Raw genomic sequence first — 14885 nt, forward strand, 5'->3', positions numbered from 1 at the left:
GTCAGCTCCTCGTCGGACGGACCAGCGTGACCGCGGTGCGCAGCAGGATGCAGATGTCCTGCCACAGCGACCAGTCGTCGATGTAGGCGTTGTCGAACCGGCAGCGGTCCTCGATCGAGGTGTCGCCGCGCAGACCCTGGACCTGGGCGAGGCCGGTGATACCGGTCCGCATCCGGTGGCGGGCCACGTAACCCGGATAGGTCTGGCTGAACTGCGAGACGAAGTAAGGGCGCTCGGGGCGCGGCCCGACCAGGCTCATGTCGCCGCGGAGCACGTTCCACAGCTGGAGCAGTTCGTCGAGCGAGGTGCGCCGCAGCATGCGGCAGAACCGGCCCATCTCGTTGTCGTCGGCCACGCTCCACCGGGTCGCCGACTCGTGTTCGTCGACCGGCCGGTGCGTACGGAACTTCAGCAGCGTGAACGGCTCGCCGTTCCTGCCGATGCGTTCCTGCCGGAACACCACGCCCGGCCCGTCGCTGAGCCGCAGCGTCAGCGCGCACACCAGCAGCAGCGGACCGGCCAGCAGCAGCAGCGTCCCCGACAGGAGGATGTCGAGCACGCGCTTGCCCGCACTGCCGCGGTGCGCCGGTGACAGGTCCAGGCGACGGCACGGGAACCCGGCCAGCCGTTCCCCCGTCGGATACGCGGGGGAGTCGGCGTCGACCTCCCAGACCACGCAGCCCGAGTCGGCCAGCGCGTGCAGCAGCGGTCCCGGCCCGGCGCGTACCGAGGGGTGGACGGCCAGCACGGCCCGCACCCCGTTCTGGATGACCGCCCGCTCGACCTCCTCACCGGGACGCAGTACCGGCAGGCCCTCGGTGCCGTCCGGCTGCTCGGCGACCACCCCCACCGGCCGCACGCCGCACCGCGGGTGCCGCAGTAAAGCGGCGGCCACGCGCTGCGCGGTCGCCGCCGGGCCGACGACGAGTGCCGCGTGCGGGTGGCGCCGCAGCGCTGCGCGCCGTCGCCCGTGCACGGCCGCGCGCAGCACACAGCCGGCCGCCGACTGCAGGACGAGGCCCGTCAGCACGGTGCCGGCGGACAACGCCTGCTCCGGCCGGTACGCCGCCCAGAGTGCCGAGGGCGCCAGCCAGGCCACCGCGGCACGGCCGCACACGGAGGGCAGTTCGTCCAGCAGCCCCGGCCCCGGCCACCGGCCGCCGCGAGGGCGCAGCAGCAGGGACGCGACGATCAGCAGGACGACGAGAGGGGAGTGCCGTTGGGCGCCGGACAGCGCCAGCGTGCCCAACAGGACGGCGGCAAAGTCCGCGAGGAGCAGAGGGACGGGCGAAGCCGGCCGGGCCACGGACCGGGGGGCGGGCAGCCGCGGTCCGTCGGCGGTGCCGCGCGGTGGCATGACGGAAACGGGTGAGGAGCCGTGGTCCCGCGGCGGTACGCCGGGAGAGGACATGGTGCGTTCGACGGTCACGAGCGGATGGACTCCCTGTACTTGGTGGGCTCGACGCGCTGCGTGACCCGGTTCGCCGTTCCGGTGCGGCAGCCAGCGTCGAGCGGCCGCGCCTGCTCGACGGCCCGGGACGGACGTGTCCTCCGGCTGGAGGGCCAGCTGTCGAGCAGGTCTCGGTAGACGTCGGTGACCTGCTCGGCGGTGTGCCGTACGTCGTGGACGGACCGCACGTGCCGACGGCCCAGGACACCGAGCGACTCACGCAGTGGCGGGTCGAGCAGCAGCCCGGACAGGGCCCCGGCCAGCGCCGCCGGGTTCTCCGGCGGTACCAGACAACGGGGGGAGAAGGACGGCGGCAGGCTCTCGCGGGCGCCGTCGACGTCCGTGACCACCACGGGACGCCCGCAGGCCATCGCCTCCAGCGGGGCGAGGGCCATACCCTCCCAACGGGACGGCAGGACCACGAGATCGGCGGCCTGGTACCAGGGAGAGGCGTCGGGGACGGCTCCCGCGAACAGTACGGACCCCGGCGCCCGTGCGCGCAGCCGGTCGTGGTCCGGTCCGTCACCGACCAGGACGAGCCGTGCGGCGGGCACCCGCCGCACGACGGCGTCCCACGCCCGCAGCAGGACGTCCTGTCCCTTCTGCCGGCAGAGCCGCCCCACACAGACCACGAGCGGCGTCGCGGGGTGGAGGGCGGCGAGCTGGGCGAGCCCGGCGCGCACGGTGTCGGTGCCGGCCGGGCAGAAGCGCTCGGGATCGATGCCGTTGGGGATGACGGTCCACCGTCCGGTGATCCCGGCACGCACGCCGGTCGCCCGTTCCGCCTCGCTCACGCACACCACCCGTGCGGCCCAGCGTGCCCCCCATCGCTCCCATGTGAGCGCGAGCGCCGCGGTGGCTCCGCCCACCGCCTCGAACGACCAGGCGTGCGGCTGGAAGACCGTCGGAATCCGTCCGCGCACCGCGAGCCGCCCGGCGAGCCCGGCCTTCGCGCTGTGCGCGTGCACCAGATCGGGGCGCACCTCGTCGATCAGCCGCGCGAGGTGCGTCACCTCCCGCACGAGCGACGGAGCGGGCGACCGTGTCGACCGCCAGTTCCGTACCTGCGCGCCGAGCCCCCGCAGGCGGAGGGCGAGTGGGCTGTCGGGGCAGACCGCGGTGACGTCCAGGCCGTCCGCCACCTGCGTACGGACCAGGTCGGTCAGCACGCGTGCGACTCCGCCGTCCACCGGCTGGGTGATGTGCAGCACCCGTGGCCGGCGGCCGGAGGGGGACGGGTCCATGCGCACGGATTCCTCGCGCGCGACGGCGTCCGGGACGGGCGGTGGCGTGTTCACGGCCGGGCGTCGACGGCGGTGAAGAGCACGCCGGCCCAGGCCGCGTCGGCCCGGGACGAGAGCAGGAAGCTCACCCGGTCGCCGGCGCGCAACAGGTCACTTCCGAGGGTGAACACGTCGGAGTCGTAGCCGAGGGTGTTGGAGTACGCCGGCACCCGCGCCGGGGCAGTCCCGGTGGGCCCGCTGATGGTGGAGTTCAGGACGTCGCCGACCGGGTTGGCGGAGTCGGCGAACGCCGTGGCGGAGGCGGGCGAGCCGCTGGTCACGGTGAGCGAGTCGCCGGTGGTGCCGCGGTCGCCGTTGTACGCCACCAGTCCCACCAGGCCCTTCGTGTCCCCGGCGAGGTCCAGACCGCTGAGCCGGACCTCGGGTCCCGTGCGGGACTTCAGCGGCGCGAAGCCGTCCCAGAGCGAGATGTGCCGCAGTGGCTCCGCCGGGTTCGCGTACGCCACCACCAGGGTCCAGCCGCCCCAGGCGCCGGCCGCCGACCGGCCGGCGGCCACGTTGACCTGCGCCACGGTGTACAGACCCGGCCCGCTGTCGCGCACCAGCCCGGTCACGTCCGCCGAGGCCTGGAAGGCGTCCGCGCCGTCCGCCACGTCGTGTCCGACGACGGTGTCCGCGAGGAGCTCCTTGTACGCCCCGCCGGGTTCGGCGATCAGCACCCGCTCGTTGTCCTGTGCCGGCTTCTGTTCGCCCACGCGCAGGTTGCCGCCCCAGTACAGGCGTGCGTACGTCACCCGGGAGCCGGAGGGCAGGCGGACCTCCGCGCGGGAGGAGTTGTAGGTGTTCGGGTCGCGGTCGACGTCGACGTAGAACATGTCGAAGTCGCCGTTCACCGCCTGCGCCCCCGCCTGCGCGTCCGTGCAGGCGGGGGGCCGGTTCGTGCGGCAGGTGGCGGAGGAGTTGGCCGCGCGCACGATGCCTCCGTGCTGGAGCGCGTGATACCGCTGGTCGAACGGGAGACTGCTCGCCTCCGGCGCGGGCGCCGCGGCAGGGGAGGTGGCCGGCGAGGCGGCCGGGGAGCCCCAGGGCGCCCACATCGCGACAAGTGCGAGGACGCCCACCGTGGCAGGGCGGAGCAACTGGCCCAGGGAATGGCGCATGACCGTCGGAGCCTTTCGGAACGGATGGCGGTGACCGGATGGATGAAGACGACGTCCGCGGCCGGCAGCGCCGCCGGTGCCGGAGCCGTGCCTGAGGACGGCGACGACGAGCAGGACCACCGGGATGAGCAGGCAGCACGACGAGTGCGATGCGTCCGCCTCCGGGGGCGCGTCGGCGCAATTCTAGCCATCAGTCGGACAAATTTGCCGAAACTCAATCAACACCGGCAAGTGTGTTGGAATCGTGAAGTAGGTTCTGTGCGGGGCGATGCACAGGCACTCCCCGCCCGCCCACTCGTCGGGCAGGACAGGGCCACACGGGTGAGAACGCGGCGCCGAAGACCCGCCGCGCCACTCCGGCGGGCCGGGAATCCCGGCGTCCGCGCCCACCATCGCGCCGACGCCGGTGGCGCTGCCTGCCGTTTGATCCCATATGACGACTCGCCAATCCGTGGTCGCCCGGTTTCCGTGCCGACCGGGGACCGTTGGGCGCGACGACACAAAACCCCTTCCGGCGAAGCGCGTTGCCGAAGAAAGGAACACGATGAAGTCCCTGAAGGCTGCTGCCGTCATTGCCGGGTCCCTGATCGCCGCCGGCATGGCCGCGCCCGCGTACGCGCAGGAGATCGACCTGGCGTCCACCGGCCTCGACACCGGCCTGAACACGCGCACCGCGGTCCCCTTCGAGCTCATGTCGCCGCAGGGCGGGTCGAGCGGCGACGAGACCCGGACCTCGGTGTTCGGCACCGCGGAGGAGGCGGCGGACGTGGTGAACCAGACCAAGCCGGTGCACGGCGATCTGGGGCTGCACGCCTGAGGCACCCCGTACGAAGTCGGCCCCCGGTCCGTACCGGGGGCCGACTTCGTACGGGGTGCCCAGCGTGGGCGATTGCCTGGGGGTGGACGGCTTGACCACGGCCGCACTCAGGCCGTGGGTTGCGGTGCACTGGCCCGAGGTCCGGGCTGAACTCGATGCGGGCATCTGCCGGCCGGCGCCGGTCCGTCAGGTGATCATCGGCAAGCCTGGCGGTGGTGAGCGGATGCGGGGGGTGCCGCGGGTGCTGGACCGCTTGATCCAGCAGGCCGTTGCGCAAGTGCTCGTGCCCCTCTTCGACCCGGGCTTCTCCGGGGCGTCCTTCGGGTTCCGTCCCGGCCGGTCCGCCCGTCAGGCGGTCCGGGTCGCGCGGCGGGCCATCGAGGACGGCAACCGGTGGGTCGTGGACCTTGATCCGGACCGGTTCTTCGACCGGGTTCAGCACAATGTCCTGAGGGCACGGGTGGCGCGCAAGGTCAGTGACCGCAGGGTTCTGAAGCTGATCCGGAGGTATCCGGAAGCCGGGATCATGGTGGACGGCGTGAAGATGCCGAGCGCGGAGGGGACCCCGCGGGGGCCGCCTCTGTCGCCCGTCCTGTCGAACATCGTGCTCGACGATCTGGACCGGGAACTGTTCAGGCGCGGTCATCGGTTCGCACGCTATGCCGACGATCTGCGGATCTTCGTGCGGAGCAGGCGGGCCGCTCAGAGAGTGCTCGGCTCGGTCACGGTCGTGGTCGGGCAGCGGTTGAAACTGAAGGTCAACCGGGACAGGTCGACGGTGGTCCCAGCTTCTCGTGCGGAGCAGGCGGGCCGCTCAGAGAGTGCTCGGCTCGGTCACGGTCGTGGTCGGGCAGCGGTTGAAACTGAAGGTCAACCGGGACAGGTCGACGGTGGTCCCAGCTTCTCGTGTGACGATGCTGGGGTTCGGCTTCTACTTCGTCCGGGGCGGGGAGGTCGGGATCCGGGTCGGCCCGAAGGCGCTCGCGCGCTGGAAGGTACGGATCAAGGAACGGACGTCTCGCCGGTGGAGTATCGCGGTGGAGGAACGCATCGCGAGGATCAACCGCTTCGCCACTGGCTGGATGGGCTGCTTCCAGCTCGCGGACACTCCCGGGGTGTTCCAGGGGCTGGACAAGTGGCTCCACCGCAGGATGCGGCAGATCCGCTGGAAGGAATGGAAACGGCACGCGACCAGACGTCGTGACCTGCGGGCGCTCGGGATCGGTGAGCGTTCCGCTCGGGAACGGGCGGTCGGCAGCAAGGGCTACTGGCGGACCGCGGGACCGGTGGTCCTCCAGCGGGCGCTGCCCAACTCTCACGGGGAGGATCCTGGTCTGCGCATGCTCAAGCCGACCTGGCAACGGGTGAGGTCAGCTTGACGAACCGCCGGATGCGTGGCCCGCATGTCCGGTGGTGTGAGAGGAGGGACGGGCGACCGTCCCTCCTACTCGATTGTGCACTCGTTCGCCGCGCGGCGGTGACCACGTGCCAGGTCCGGCGGTTAGAGCGGCGACAACCGTTCGAACAAGGAGTGGATCATGGTCGTCGCCGCTGGCTCGGCATCCGTGGGTGCCGAGGACACGACGCCGGGCCCGGCGCTGCCCGGGCCGGGGGGCAGAACACGGCGGGACGTGGCACGCGGTCTGCGGGCCGGCGTCCTCGCCGGAGCCCTGGCTCCGGTGCTTGCCGCCTTCCGGTCTCCGCGCCCCGGACCCGCGGCATTCGCGGCAACGGACGCGCCGGACCGTGCCGCCTTCGGGCAGACCCATCGCGGCCGTCGCATCCGAGGGGTGTGGGCGCCGGGGCGCACCGCGGCCGAGGACGGGCGGTGGCACGTCACGGTGGACGGTCACCCCCTGCACCTGATGCGCCGCGCCGACGGCGGCTGGCTGAGCACGGTCGACCACTACTGCTCCTACCGGACACCGCTCGAGGCCGCCCGCGCCGCCGTCGACGCGCTCGGTCCCGGCGAGCGGCTGCGTGCTGCGGCGTCGGCACCGGCGGGCGCGGGACACGCGCACGGGGAGGACCGGCATGACGTACGTGCGTAAAGACGCCGGCACGCTCACGGCGGCCGAGAGGCGACGGTTCGTCAAGGCGTTGCTGGAGGTCAAACGGCGGGGCGAGTACGACGAGTTCGTGCGGATGCACCTCGCGTACTACTCCTCCGACGGCGAACGCGGTCTGCGCACCGCCCATATGGCTCCCTCGTTCCTGCCCTGGCACCGCCGGTTCCTGCTCGACCTGGAGGACGCCCTGCGCCGGGTGGACCCGGCGGTGACCCTTCCGTACTGGGACTGGACCCGTGACCGTACGACCACGTCCGCACCGTGGACGGAGGACCTCCTCGGCGGCGACGGACGCCGCTCGGACCAGCAGGTGATGACGGGGCCGTTCGCGTACGGGCAGGGCAACTGGACCATTGAGGTGGGTGTGACCGAAGGGGCGTTCCTGACCCGGAACCTCGGCCGCCGGAGCGACCCGATCGCCCTGCCCACCGCGAGTGACCTGGAGCAGGCACTGACGGACCCTGTCTACGACGTGCGGCCCTGGGACTCGACGGCCACGCGGGGATTCCGCAACAGGCTGGAGGGCTGGAGCACCGGCCGGGGCAGTGGCTCCTGGCGCAACCACAACCGGGTGCACCGCTGGGTCGGCGGGGCCATGCTCGGTTCCGCCTCTGTCAACGACCCTGCCTTCTGGCTGCACCACGCCTTCGTCGACCTGCAGTGGTATCGCTGGCAGCGTCGACACGGGGGAGCCCGCTACCTCCCTGCCACGCCGCCGGGCCAGGGCGACGAGCAGCAGGGCCGGGTCGTGGCACGGCACGAGAAGCTGCCGCCGTGGGACGTGACGCCCGACGAACTGGAGGACGTCGGCCGGATCTACCGGTACGCCTGAAGGCGGTCACCGGTATACGGGAAGAGCCCCGGCGCTCGGGTGTGCCGGGGTTCTCGGGTCGCTGCGACGGACGTCAGCCGGCGTGGCCGCCGTTCAGGCAGGTGTTGCCGAACGCCGGGTTCAGCACGCCGATGACGTTGACGGTGCTGCCGCACACATTGACCGGCACGTGCACCGGAACCTGGACCACGTTGCCGGAGGCGCCCCCGGAGAGTGGGCCGCCACGGCGTCGGCGTCGGCGTCCGCCGCGGCCGTACCGGCCCTGCCGAGCACCACGGTCCCCGTGCCGAGAGCGACAGCGCCGACCTTCGCGATGCGGGACATCACGTTCTCCCCTGCTGATCCAGTGAGCGCGGCAGCATGACGCGTGGCCGCACGCCCCGCTCCACGCGAGGACCTCGCCGCGGTTGCGGTGCTCGTCCCGGGGTCACCCCTTGAAGGTGGCCGAACCGGACAGGCAGCCACCGGTTGAGCCATCCGGTGGACCCACCACAGGTCTCTGACCAGTGTCTTCGCAAGAAAATTACGCGGATGGGCGTTTTGACTGTCCAAAGTCGCAAACGTCACTTACGTTAACCACTGAAAGTGGCGGACCGGTAACGGTTCGTATTCACTCGGGAATCGGAGAAGTAATGCGTAAGCACCAGAAGGCCGCTGTCGTCATGGCCATGCTCGGTAGCGTCGGCTTCCTCGGCGCCGGCGTCAGCCACGCCGGTGACGGCCCGGAGTACGAGCTCAACAACAAGCAGGCCACGACCTGCGCCCAGGACAACTCCGTCCAGGGCCTCGTCAATATCGACGACATCAACGCGGGTGTCGGTGCCCTGGTGGGTCTCGGTGCCGCGGAGAACACCGAGACCAACTCGGTGGCCTGCGCCTCCAGCCTCACCCTCGACGGCTGATCACCGACAGGTGATCCAGGTGGGTCCCGGGGCTCAGGGTCGGTGTCCGAGCCCCGGGGTCGCTCGGCAGCGGGTGCGGTGGCACTCATTTCCGAAGACGCGGCGCGGCGTTTCATCTATCGACTGGCGTAAACGTCGTCTACATTAGCGACTGTAAGTGACTGATTCATCACGGATCGTGTCATTGTGAGAATGGAGCAGTAGTGCGCAAGTACCAGAAGGCCGCTGCCGTCATGGCCATGCTCGGAAGCGCCAGCTTCCTCGGCGCCGGCGTCGGCCACGCCAGCGATGGGGTGGAGGCCGAGCTCAACAACGAGCAGACCACCACTTGCGTCCAGGACAACTCGAAGCAGGGTCTCATCAACATCGACGACATCAACCTCGCGGTCGGCATCCTGGGCCTCGGCAACGCCGAGAACACCGAGACCAACTCGGTGGCCTGCGCCTCCAGCTCCGCCATCGGCGACGAGTGATCACTGCCAGGTGATCAGGGCAGGTCTCGGGGCTCGAACCAGGTGTTCGAGCCCCGGAGTCGTCCGGTCCGGGTGTCCGGAACGGCTCCGCCGCTCAGTAGCGGCAGGTCGACCGGCGAGGAAAAAGGCAGATGCTCAAGTCGAAGAAGACCGCAGCGGTGGCGGGAGTTCTCGGAGGGCTCACGCTGATCGGCGCCGGTGCTGTTCAGGGCTTCGGTGCCGATGCCCTGGGCAAGTGCGTCAAGGGCGAAGAAGGCACTGTTCGCTGCGTGCAGGTGAGTGAGCAGGAAATCATGACCGACCAGTACGGAAAGATCCACTTCGTCAACGAGTCGGAGCAGTCCTGCTCCGGTGAGAGCGCCGAGGTCTCCTGCGTCAACAGAGTTGTCCTCCCGGACGAGAAGTCCTGACGTCTCCCGTCGGCGGAGTACCGTCGTTCACGGCATCCCCCGCGTCGGCATCCCCCGCGTCGGCATCCCCCGCGTCGGACCACCTGTACAGCGGACAGTGGCCGGGACCCGGTACCGGGTCCCGGCCACTCGTCATATGTCCGTCACCGGCCTGCCGTCGTGCAGACGAGACCGGCACCCGGCGACTCCGCGGGGGCGCAGTACGGCAGGCCGTCGGTGGGGAGGCCGGTGCAGAAGCGGCCGACCAGGTCCGACGACTCCTGCCTGCGCTCGACCGTGACCAGATGGTCTGCCTCCTTGACCGTCGTGAACCACGCCGCCGGAATCGTCGCGGCGAGCTCCCGGCCCATCCGGGGGGTGCACGGGGTGTCGTATTCACCGGTGAACACGAGGGCCGGCACATCGGGGACGGGCAGGGGCTCGTAACAGCCGTGCGTCACCAGCCGTGTGTTGTGTTCGACCGCCTTCTCCAGCTCGTCCGGCGTCTGGCTCATGAACTGGTGACGCAGGAGACGTGCGACGGCCGCGTGCCTGCGGACCTGACCGGCGCCCGGGTTCGACATGAACAGCTCCACCAGACCGCCGGCCGCCGCTTCGATCTCACCTTGTTCCAGTGCCCGCGACAGACGCGGTACCGCGTCTGTGCAGACGGCGGGGAGACATATCGCGGCGCCGCAGAAGACGAGGCGACGGACGGAACCGGGATGCAGCCGCGCGAAGCGAAGGCCGACGACTTCACCGAAGCAGCCACCGAAGAGATTCACCGGCGGCACCCCGGTCTCCACCAGCATGTGCTGGACCGAGGCGGCGAGGAAATCGATCCCGTGGCGGGAGGGCGGGAAGTCCGCACTGCCGTATCCGGGAAGATCCACGGTGATCACTGTGCACAACGGTGCCAGCCATTTTTCGTGCGCCTGCCAGGAGTACCGGTCCTGGGGCGATCCGCCGGGCAACAGCAGCGGGGCCGTTCTCGGAGCACTTCGATGGACGATCCGGCACCCGTACGTGAAGCCCTCGAAAACCAGGTTCCGCTCCTCCACCTGCTCCGACGAAGGAGAAGAGGACCCGTGGCGCTGTGGTCAGTGAACCCTGGGCGGTGGTGAGGGCAGTGCGCATGGACAGCTCCGGGACAGGGAAATGATGGCGAACCAGTCCATGATTACCAGCGATGACGCCTTTACCCGTAATCACCCATCTGTGGGCGATCCAGGCAACAAGGCATATGCGACCCGCAAGGCGACAACCATCGGCGGATCCACCGCCGAGCCTGAGTGCCGGGGCTTCAGGGAGGGCGCCAGGAGCGGCGAGGGCCCCGGCGTGCGAGGCGCCGGGGCCCTGGACGTTACTGCTGATGACGCGTACGGGAGGTCAGTTCCCGTACGCGTTCTCGTGGTTCTCGCGGTGCCTGTGGCCCTGGCCGTCCTCGTTCACGCAGGTGTTGCCGAACGCCGGGTTCAGCGCACCGATGGCATTGACGGTGTTCCCGCACACGTTGACCGGCGCGTGGACCGGGGCCTGGACGAGGTTGCCCGACAGGACTCCCGGGGAGTGGGCGGCGACGCCCTGGGCGCCCGCGTCCGCCAGAGCCGTACCGGCCCCGCTCAGGGCCACAGCACCCGTGCCGAGTGCGACGCAGGCAACCTTCGCGATGCGCGACATCACGTTCTCCTTCTGATTCGATGAGCGCGGCCGCAGGGGGCGCGGCCGTGCTCCCCGTTCAACGTGAAGACGCACGACGGGTCACGGGGCCAGCCGCGGATCACCCTGGGCGAGGGTGATTTTTTTCTGGCCCCGGCCCTCGGCCATCGGCCCTTTCCGGGCAGGCGCCGGACCGGCGCGCCGTCGAGGAGGGCACGGATGCCCTCGATCGCCCGGCCGTAGTACGCGGCGTAGCCGGCGCGGGAGACATGGCCGAGGTGCGGGGTGGCCGGCAGACGCGGGGCGGTGCGCATCCGGTGGCCGGCGGGCAGCGGTTCGACGTCGAAGACGTCCCCGCCGGCACCGGCGATACGGCCTTCGCGCGGCGCGGCGAGCAGGGCGTCCTGGCCGACGATCGCCGCGCGGGAGGTGTTGACCAGGTAGGCGGTCGGCGCGCAGGTCGTTGCCCTCCTCGACGATGCCGCGCGCCAGGCCGAGGAGCAGGGCCCAGGTCGGTTCGACGGGCGGGGCGGAGGAACTGGCCGTACCGCACACGGTGACGCCGTGCGCCTCGGCGGCGGCGTAGTCGATGACCGAGTTGCGCATGCCGGAGGCGATGATCAGCCTCAGCCGCGGCAGCCGGGCGATCAGCGACCCGGGGAAGGACACCCGTTCCCGCAGTGTCACCACGGTGTCCGCGTCGGTGAAGTGACCGTCGCACGAGACCACTTCGACGTTCTTCGCGACCGGTCCCCAGCCGGCGGCCCCGGCGGCCCCGGCGGCCGCAGCCTGGCGGTCGTCCAGCACCGCACACCGCACCCGCATGCTCCTCCTCCTCCTCCTTCGCCTCCTCCTCCTCCTCCTTCGCCTCCTCCTCCTCCTCCTTCGCCGGTGGTCCGGGGTGATCAAGTTACTCCTCCTGCGGCCGGCGCCCGGTCCGGGAAGTCCTCCTCCAGGAGTGCTTTTCGGACGTTCCGCCGGGACGTGGTTCGCGAGCGGTGACCTGCCCCTATGCTTCTACATGCGTGTAGATGACGTGCGGGGTGGCCCGGATGTTTCCGGTTGCCCTGCGGGCGGCGGACAAGGGGGCGGGAGGGTGCGCGCCGGTCGGGCGGGAACGGCCCGCCGGTCGCACCCCCGGCGGTACGTCGCCCGGACCATCCAACCGTTTTCCCTGGGAGGGCTGTCGTGGCTTCGATCGACCTGGACAAAATGCTGGACAAGGCGTGGGCGGACAAGAGCCTGCCGGAGATTCTCGCCGCACCGGTCGCCGCGCTGAAGGGGGTCTCGGACCGGGACGGCGAACTCCTGCAGGAGGCGTTCGGAGTCAAGACGGTCGCCGATCTGGCCGAGCTGAAGTACGCGCGCTGGGCGCAGGCCCTGGCCGCACTCGACGCCACCGGGTAACCCTTCCGCCGGGCGGCGGGCTCCACTCCCTTCGGGGTCTGCCGCCCGGCGGAGTCGAGAACCGTACATACACATGATGGAGTGAACGCCACGACGGTGTTCAAGCGTCTGCTCGGCTCGCTCGGCGTGGGTGGGCCCACGGTGGACACGGTCCTCACCCCGGGCGCGGTGCTGCCCGGCGAGGCCCTGGCGGGCAGGTCCACCTGAGGGGCGGTGACGCCGACTGAGGGGCCACGCGTTTTCCGGACAGCTACCGTGAAGATGGCCAGGACAGTGGTGACCAGTCTTGGATGGGGGGTGCCCCTATCTGTTTCGTCAACCCCGGTGGGGTCGGCTTGTAGGGGTTGATCCTGGTTTTCGGGAACGTCCCGCGAAGCGGGATGTTCCCGGCGGATCGGGTGGCTGATAGGCAGCCCGGTGGCCGGCAAGGCCGCAGTGGCCGTGCCGGTGCGCGGGCGTGATGGGGCCTGGAGGGTAGGGGCGGTGGAGTCGTCAGGCTGCGAGGTCGACGTCGCTGGGGGTGCGTGGTTCGTAGAGGGCGCCGGTGCGGATCATCGCGTGGATGACGTTCACGCGTTGGCGGGCGAGGCGGAGGATCGCCTGGGTGTGGGTCTTGCCGCGTGCGCGCTGGCGGTCGTAGTAGGTCCGGGAGGACGGGTCGGCTTTGCAGCCGATCGCGACTCTGCTGCTCAATTCGAGGGATGGTCACGCACCGCATCTGAGAGGGGCCGGACCGCCTCCTCGCGAGGCCCGTTCCACGCGCCCCGTCGACGGGCCGGCGTCACTCTCCGCAATTGAGCAACAGAGTCGATCGCGGCGAACGCGGCCTGGAACAGGGCTCGTTTGAGGAGCCGGTTGCCGCGGTGGGGTGCGTGTTCGCCACGGATCGAGGTGCCCGAGGACTTCGTGGCCGGGGCGAGTCCGGCGTAGGAGGCGAGGTGTCCGGCGGTGGGGGAGCCGGTGCCGTCACCGATCGCGACGATCACGGCGGCCGTGGTCCTGACGCCCAGGCCGGGCAGGGACGTCAGGAGGTGGAAAAGAGGGAGGGCCTCCAGCAGGGCGGCGATCTCCTGCTCGGTGGCCCGGCGCTGGGTGTGGGCGGCGGCGAGCTGGGCGGCCAGGCCGGGCACGATCAGCGCGGATGCCTCGGTGCCGGGAACGACGAGGGTCTGCTCGGCGAGCGCGTCGAAGATCTCGGTGGTGAGGTGGTGTGCCTTGCGCGAGCCGTGCGCCCTGAGCAGGGCCTCGCAGCGGGCCCGGCCCAGTTTCCTCAGTCTCGCCGGGGAGCCGTGCCGTTGGAGGAGGGCCTGGATGTAGGGGTAGGCCAGGCGGGGGCCGAGCACGCGTTCGAGGGAGGGGTGGATCTGGGAGAGCAGACCGCGCAGCCGGTTGGTGGTGCGGTTGACCTCGCCGGCCAGGTCGTTGTCGTAGCCGGTGAGCATGGTCAGCTCGGCCAGTACCTCGTCGTCACGGTCCACCGCGCGCAGGGTGTGCGGCATGGTGCGGGCGGTCTCGGCGATCACGAACGCGTCGCGGGCGTCGGTCTTGGCCTCGCCCGGGTGCAGGTCGGCGGCCCGCCGCATCGACAGCCCGGGCAGGTAGGCCACCCGTGAAGCGGCCCGGCATTGCGCCGGACCAGGCGGTCGTCAGGCCCCTCATCAGCGGTCAAGCGGTGCCCCGAAGCCCGGCGGCAACACCCCCCAGGTCATCGACTTCGACAGGGGGCACACAGCCATACCGGACCCGGGGGCCAGGCGCCCCATTGCGGGGCCACGAAAAAGGTAACGGGGGCGGCCTCGGCGCCCTCGGGGGCGACGAGCAGGGTGGCACCGAAGCAGAGAGGGGCGAGCACCACCCAGAACGAGCAGTCGAAAACCAGTGATCCCCAGTGGACGACGGTGTCGTCGGAGCCGAGAGGGTAGAGCGACTGCCCCCACAAGAAACGATTCTGCACAGCGCTGTGCGGCACCTGCACCGGCTTCGGCCGTCCCGAGGAGCCGGAGGTGTGCAGCACGTACGCGAGGTCCGTCGGTCCCGGACCGGGCGGCGCCGCCCGGTCCGGAACCCGGTCCGCGGACAGTAGGTCGTCGAGGCGCAGTGCGTCGGGGAAGAGCGCCGCCCCCTCGTCGTCGGCGAGGACGGCGGCGGGCGCGAGCCGCGCCACGTTCTCGCGTACGGCCGTGGCAGCCTGGCGCACATCGAAGGGCGCTACGGCGGCTCCGGACGCGAGGACGCCGACCAGGGCCAGCACCTGCTCCACGGAACGGACGGAGCACAGCGCCACGGTGTCTCCCGGCCCGATGCCCGCGCCGCGCAGGACAAGTGCGGCGCGCGTGGCCGCTGCGGTCAGTTCCGCATAGGTGAACCGACGCAGTCCGTCGGTCAGGGCTACCGCATCGGGTCGACCTGCATTCGTCTCACAGATCGTGACTGTTTAGGACGGCTGCTGAGTTGCGGCGATGCCGTTCGGGGTGGCCGTTCCG

Annotated in this window: 14 protein-coding genes and 5 pseudogenes; 10 read left to right on the forward strand and 9 right to left on the reverse strand. The window is 70.9% G+C overall.

What is annotated here, in order from left to right:
* Window position 1: 1 nt before the first annotated feature.
* The 3 genes from HUV60_RS22000 to HUV60_RS22010 are packed head-to-tail and all read right to left on the reverse strand — an operon-like array spanning window position 2 to window position 3854.
* On the reverse strand, window positions 2–1429 hold the full coding sequence (locus HUV60_RS22000) for an exopolysaccharide biosynthesis polyprenyl glycosylphosphotransferase (RefSeq protein WP_257848951.1): 1428 nt from the start codon (window positions 1427–1429) through the stop codon (window positions 2–4).
* Window positions 1426–2694: a glycosyltransferase gene (locus HUV60_RS22005; protein WP_257848952.1), complete on the reverse strand. Its 1269-nt coding sequence runs from the start codon at window positions 2692–2694 to the stop codon at window positions 1426–1428. The genes HUV60_RS22000 and HUV60_RS22005 overlap by 4 nt, the downstream gene beginning before the upstream one ends.
* A gap of 50 nt (window positions 2695–2744) precedes the next feature.
* Entirely contained in the window at window positions 2745–3854 is a 1110-nt protein-coding gene (locus HUV60_RS22010; RefSeq protein ID WP_257848953.1) for a DUF3344 domain-containing protein, read from the reverse strand.
* A gap of 544 nt (window positions 3855–4398) precedes the next feature.
* Here HUV60_RS22010 and HUV60_RS22015 point away from each other — a divergent pair.
* From HUV60_RS22015 to HUV60_RS22030, 5 genes and pseudogenes are all read left to right on the forward strand, one after another.
* Window positions 4399–4671, forward strand: a complete 273-nt coding sequence (locus HUV60_RS22015; protein ID WP_257848954.1) for a hypothetical protein — start codon at window positions 4399–4401, stop codon at window positions 4669–4671.
* 190 nt (window positions 4672–4861) lie between these two features.
* Window positions 4862–5443, forward strand: a pseudogene (locus HUV60_RS34020) (reverse transcriptase domain-containing protein); the annotation flags it as partial.
* 49 nt (window positions 5444–5492) lie between these two features.
* Window positions 5493–6050, forward strand: a complete 558-nt coding sequence (locus HUV60_RS22020; RefSeq protein WP_257848955.1) for a group II intron maturase-specific domain-containing protein — start codon at window positions 5493–5495, stop codon at window positions 6048–6050.
* 159 nt (window positions 6051–6209) lie between these two features.
* Window positions 6210–6722, forward strand: coding sequence for a tyrosinase cofactor (locus HUV60_RS22025; protein WP_257848956.1), 513 nt, complete (start codon window positions 6210–6212; stop codon window positions 6720–6722).
* Window positions 6706–7572 carry a tyrosinase family protein gene (locus HUV60_RS22030; protein WP_257848957.1) on the forward strand — a complete coding sequence of 289 codons (867 nt, stop codon included), beginning with the start codon at window positions 6706–6708 and terminating at the stop codon, window positions 7570–7572. Before HUV60_RS22025 ends, HUV60_RS22030 begins: the two co-directional genes overlap by 17 nt.
* A gap of 73 nt (window positions 7573–7645) precedes the next feature.
* Here HUV60_RS22030 and HUV60_RS22035 read toward each other — a convergent pair.
* Window positions 7646–7896 (reverse strand): annotated as a pseudogene (locus tag HUV60_RS22035) (chaplin family protein).
* Window positions 7897–8204: 308 nt separating this feature from the next.
* Here HUV60_RS22035 and HUV60_RS22040 point away from each other — a divergent pair.
* From HUV60_RS22040 to HUV60_RS22050, 3 genes are all read left to right on the forward strand, one after another.
* Window positions 8205–8474 (forward strand): hypothetical protein, encoded by a 270-nt coding sequence (locus HUV60_RS22040; protein ID WP_257848958.1) that lies wholly within the window; start codon window positions 8205–8207, stop codon window positions 8472–8474.
* A gap of 203 nt (window positions 8475–8677) precedes the next feature.
* Window positions 8678–8947 carry a hypothetical protein gene (locus tag HUV60_RS22045; protein ID WP_257848959.1) on the forward strand — a complete coding sequence of 90 codons (270 nt, stop codon included), beginning with the start codon at window positions 8678–8680 and terminating at the stop codon, window positions 8945–8947.
* 131 nt (window positions 8948–9078) lie between these two features.
* On the forward strand, window positions 9079–9357 hold the full coding sequence (locus tag HUV60_RS22050; RefSeq protein ID WP_257848960.1) for a hypothetical protein: 279 nt from the start codon (window positions 9079–9081) through the stop codon (window positions 9355–9357).
* 143 nt (window positions 9358–9500) lie between these two features.
* Here the strand turns inward: HUV60_RS22050 and HUV60_RS22055 are convergent, their stop codons facing one another.
* The 3 genes and pseudogenes from HUV60_RS22055 to HUV60_RS22065 form a co-directional block, all read right to left on the reverse strand.
* A complete protein-coding gene (locus HUV60_RS22055; RefSeq protein ID WP_257848961.1) occupies window positions 9501–10397 on the reverse strand; it encodes an alpha/beta fold hydrolase in 897 nt (298 codons plus the stop codon).
* A 328-nt stretch (window positions 10398–10725) separates the two neighbouring features.
* Window positions 10726–11016 carry a chaplin gene (locus tag HUV60_RS22060; protein ID WP_257848962.1) on the reverse strand — a complete coding sequence of 97 codons (291 nt, stop codon included), beginning with the start codon at window positions 11014–11016 and terminating at the stop codon, window positions 10726–10728.
* Between the two features lie 158 nt (window positions 11017–11174).
* Window positions 11175–11820: pseudogene (locus tag HUV60_RS22065) on the reverse strand (NAD(P)-dependent oxidoreductase); the annotation flags it as partial.
* A 363-nt stretch (window positions 11821–12183) separates the two neighbouring features.
* Here HUV60_RS22065 and HUV60_RS22070 point away from each other — a divergent pair.
* Window positions 12184–12402, forward strand: coding sequence for a hypothetical protein (locus HUV60_RS22070; protein ID WP_257848963.1), 219 nt, complete (start codon window positions 12184–12186; stop codon window positions 12400–12402).
* 81 nt (window positions 12403–12483) lie between these two features.
* Window positions 12484–12626 (forward strand): annotated as a pseudogene (locus tag HUV60_RS22075) (sporulation protein); the annotation flags it as partial.
* Between the two features lie 268 nt (window positions 12627–12894).
* Here HUV60_RS22075 and HUV60_RS22080 read toward each other — a convergent pair.
* Both HUV60_RS22080 and HUV60_RS22085 read right to left on the reverse strand, forming a co-directional pair.
* A pseudogene (locus HUV60_RS22080) lies at window positions 12895–14012 on the reverse strand (IS110 family transposase); the annotation flags it as partial.
* Window positions 14013–14107: 95 nt separating this feature from the next.
* Window positions 14108–14827, reverse strand: a complete 720-nt coding sequence (locus tag HUV60_RS22085) for an AMP-binding protein (protein WP_257850204.1) — start codon at window positions 14825–14827, stop codon at window positions 14108–14110.
* Window positions 14828–14885: the final 58 nt, after the last annotated feature.

This window comes from Streptomyces sp. KMM 9044 (assembly GCF_024701375.2).
GTDB lineage: Bacteria > Actinomycetota > Actinomycetes > Streptomycetales > Streptomycetaceae > Streptomyces.

Bases quoted from the DNA above. Each gene is read 5' to 3' on its own strand.
- HUV60_RS22005 (WP_257848952.1), bottom strand. From the start codon at position 2,694: ATGGACCCGTCCCCCTCCGGCCGCCGGCCACGGGTGCTGCACATCACC.
- HUV60_RS22010 (WP_257848953.1), bottom strand. From the start codon at position 3,854: ATGCGCCATTCCCTGGGCCAGTTGCTCCGCCCTGCCACGGTGGGCGTC.
- HUV60_RS22015 (WP_257848954.1), top strand. From the start codon at position 4,399: ATGAAGTCCCTGAAGGCTGCTGCCGTCATTGCCGGGTCCCTGATCGCC.
- HUV60_RS22025 (WP_257848956.1), top strand. From the start codon at position 6,210: ATGGTCGTCGCCGCTGGCTCGGCATCCGTGGGTGCCGAGGACACGACG.
- HUV60_RS22030 (WP_257848957.1), top strand. From the start codon at position 6,706: ATGACGTACGTGCGTAAAGACGCCGGCACGCTCACGGCGGCCGAGAGG.
- HUV60_RS22040 (WP_257848958.1), top strand. From the start codon at position 8,205: ATGCGTAAGCACCAGAAGGCCGCTGTCGTCATGGCCATGCTCGGTAGC.
- HUV60_RS22050 (WP_257848960.1), top strand. From the start codon at position 9,079: ATGCTCAAGTCGAAGAAGACCGCAGCGGTGGCGGGAGTTCTCGGAGGG.
- HUV60_RS22060 (WP_257848962.1), bottom strand. From the start codon at position 11,016: ATGTCGCGCATCGCGAAGGTTGCCTGCGTCGCACTCGGCACGGGTGCT.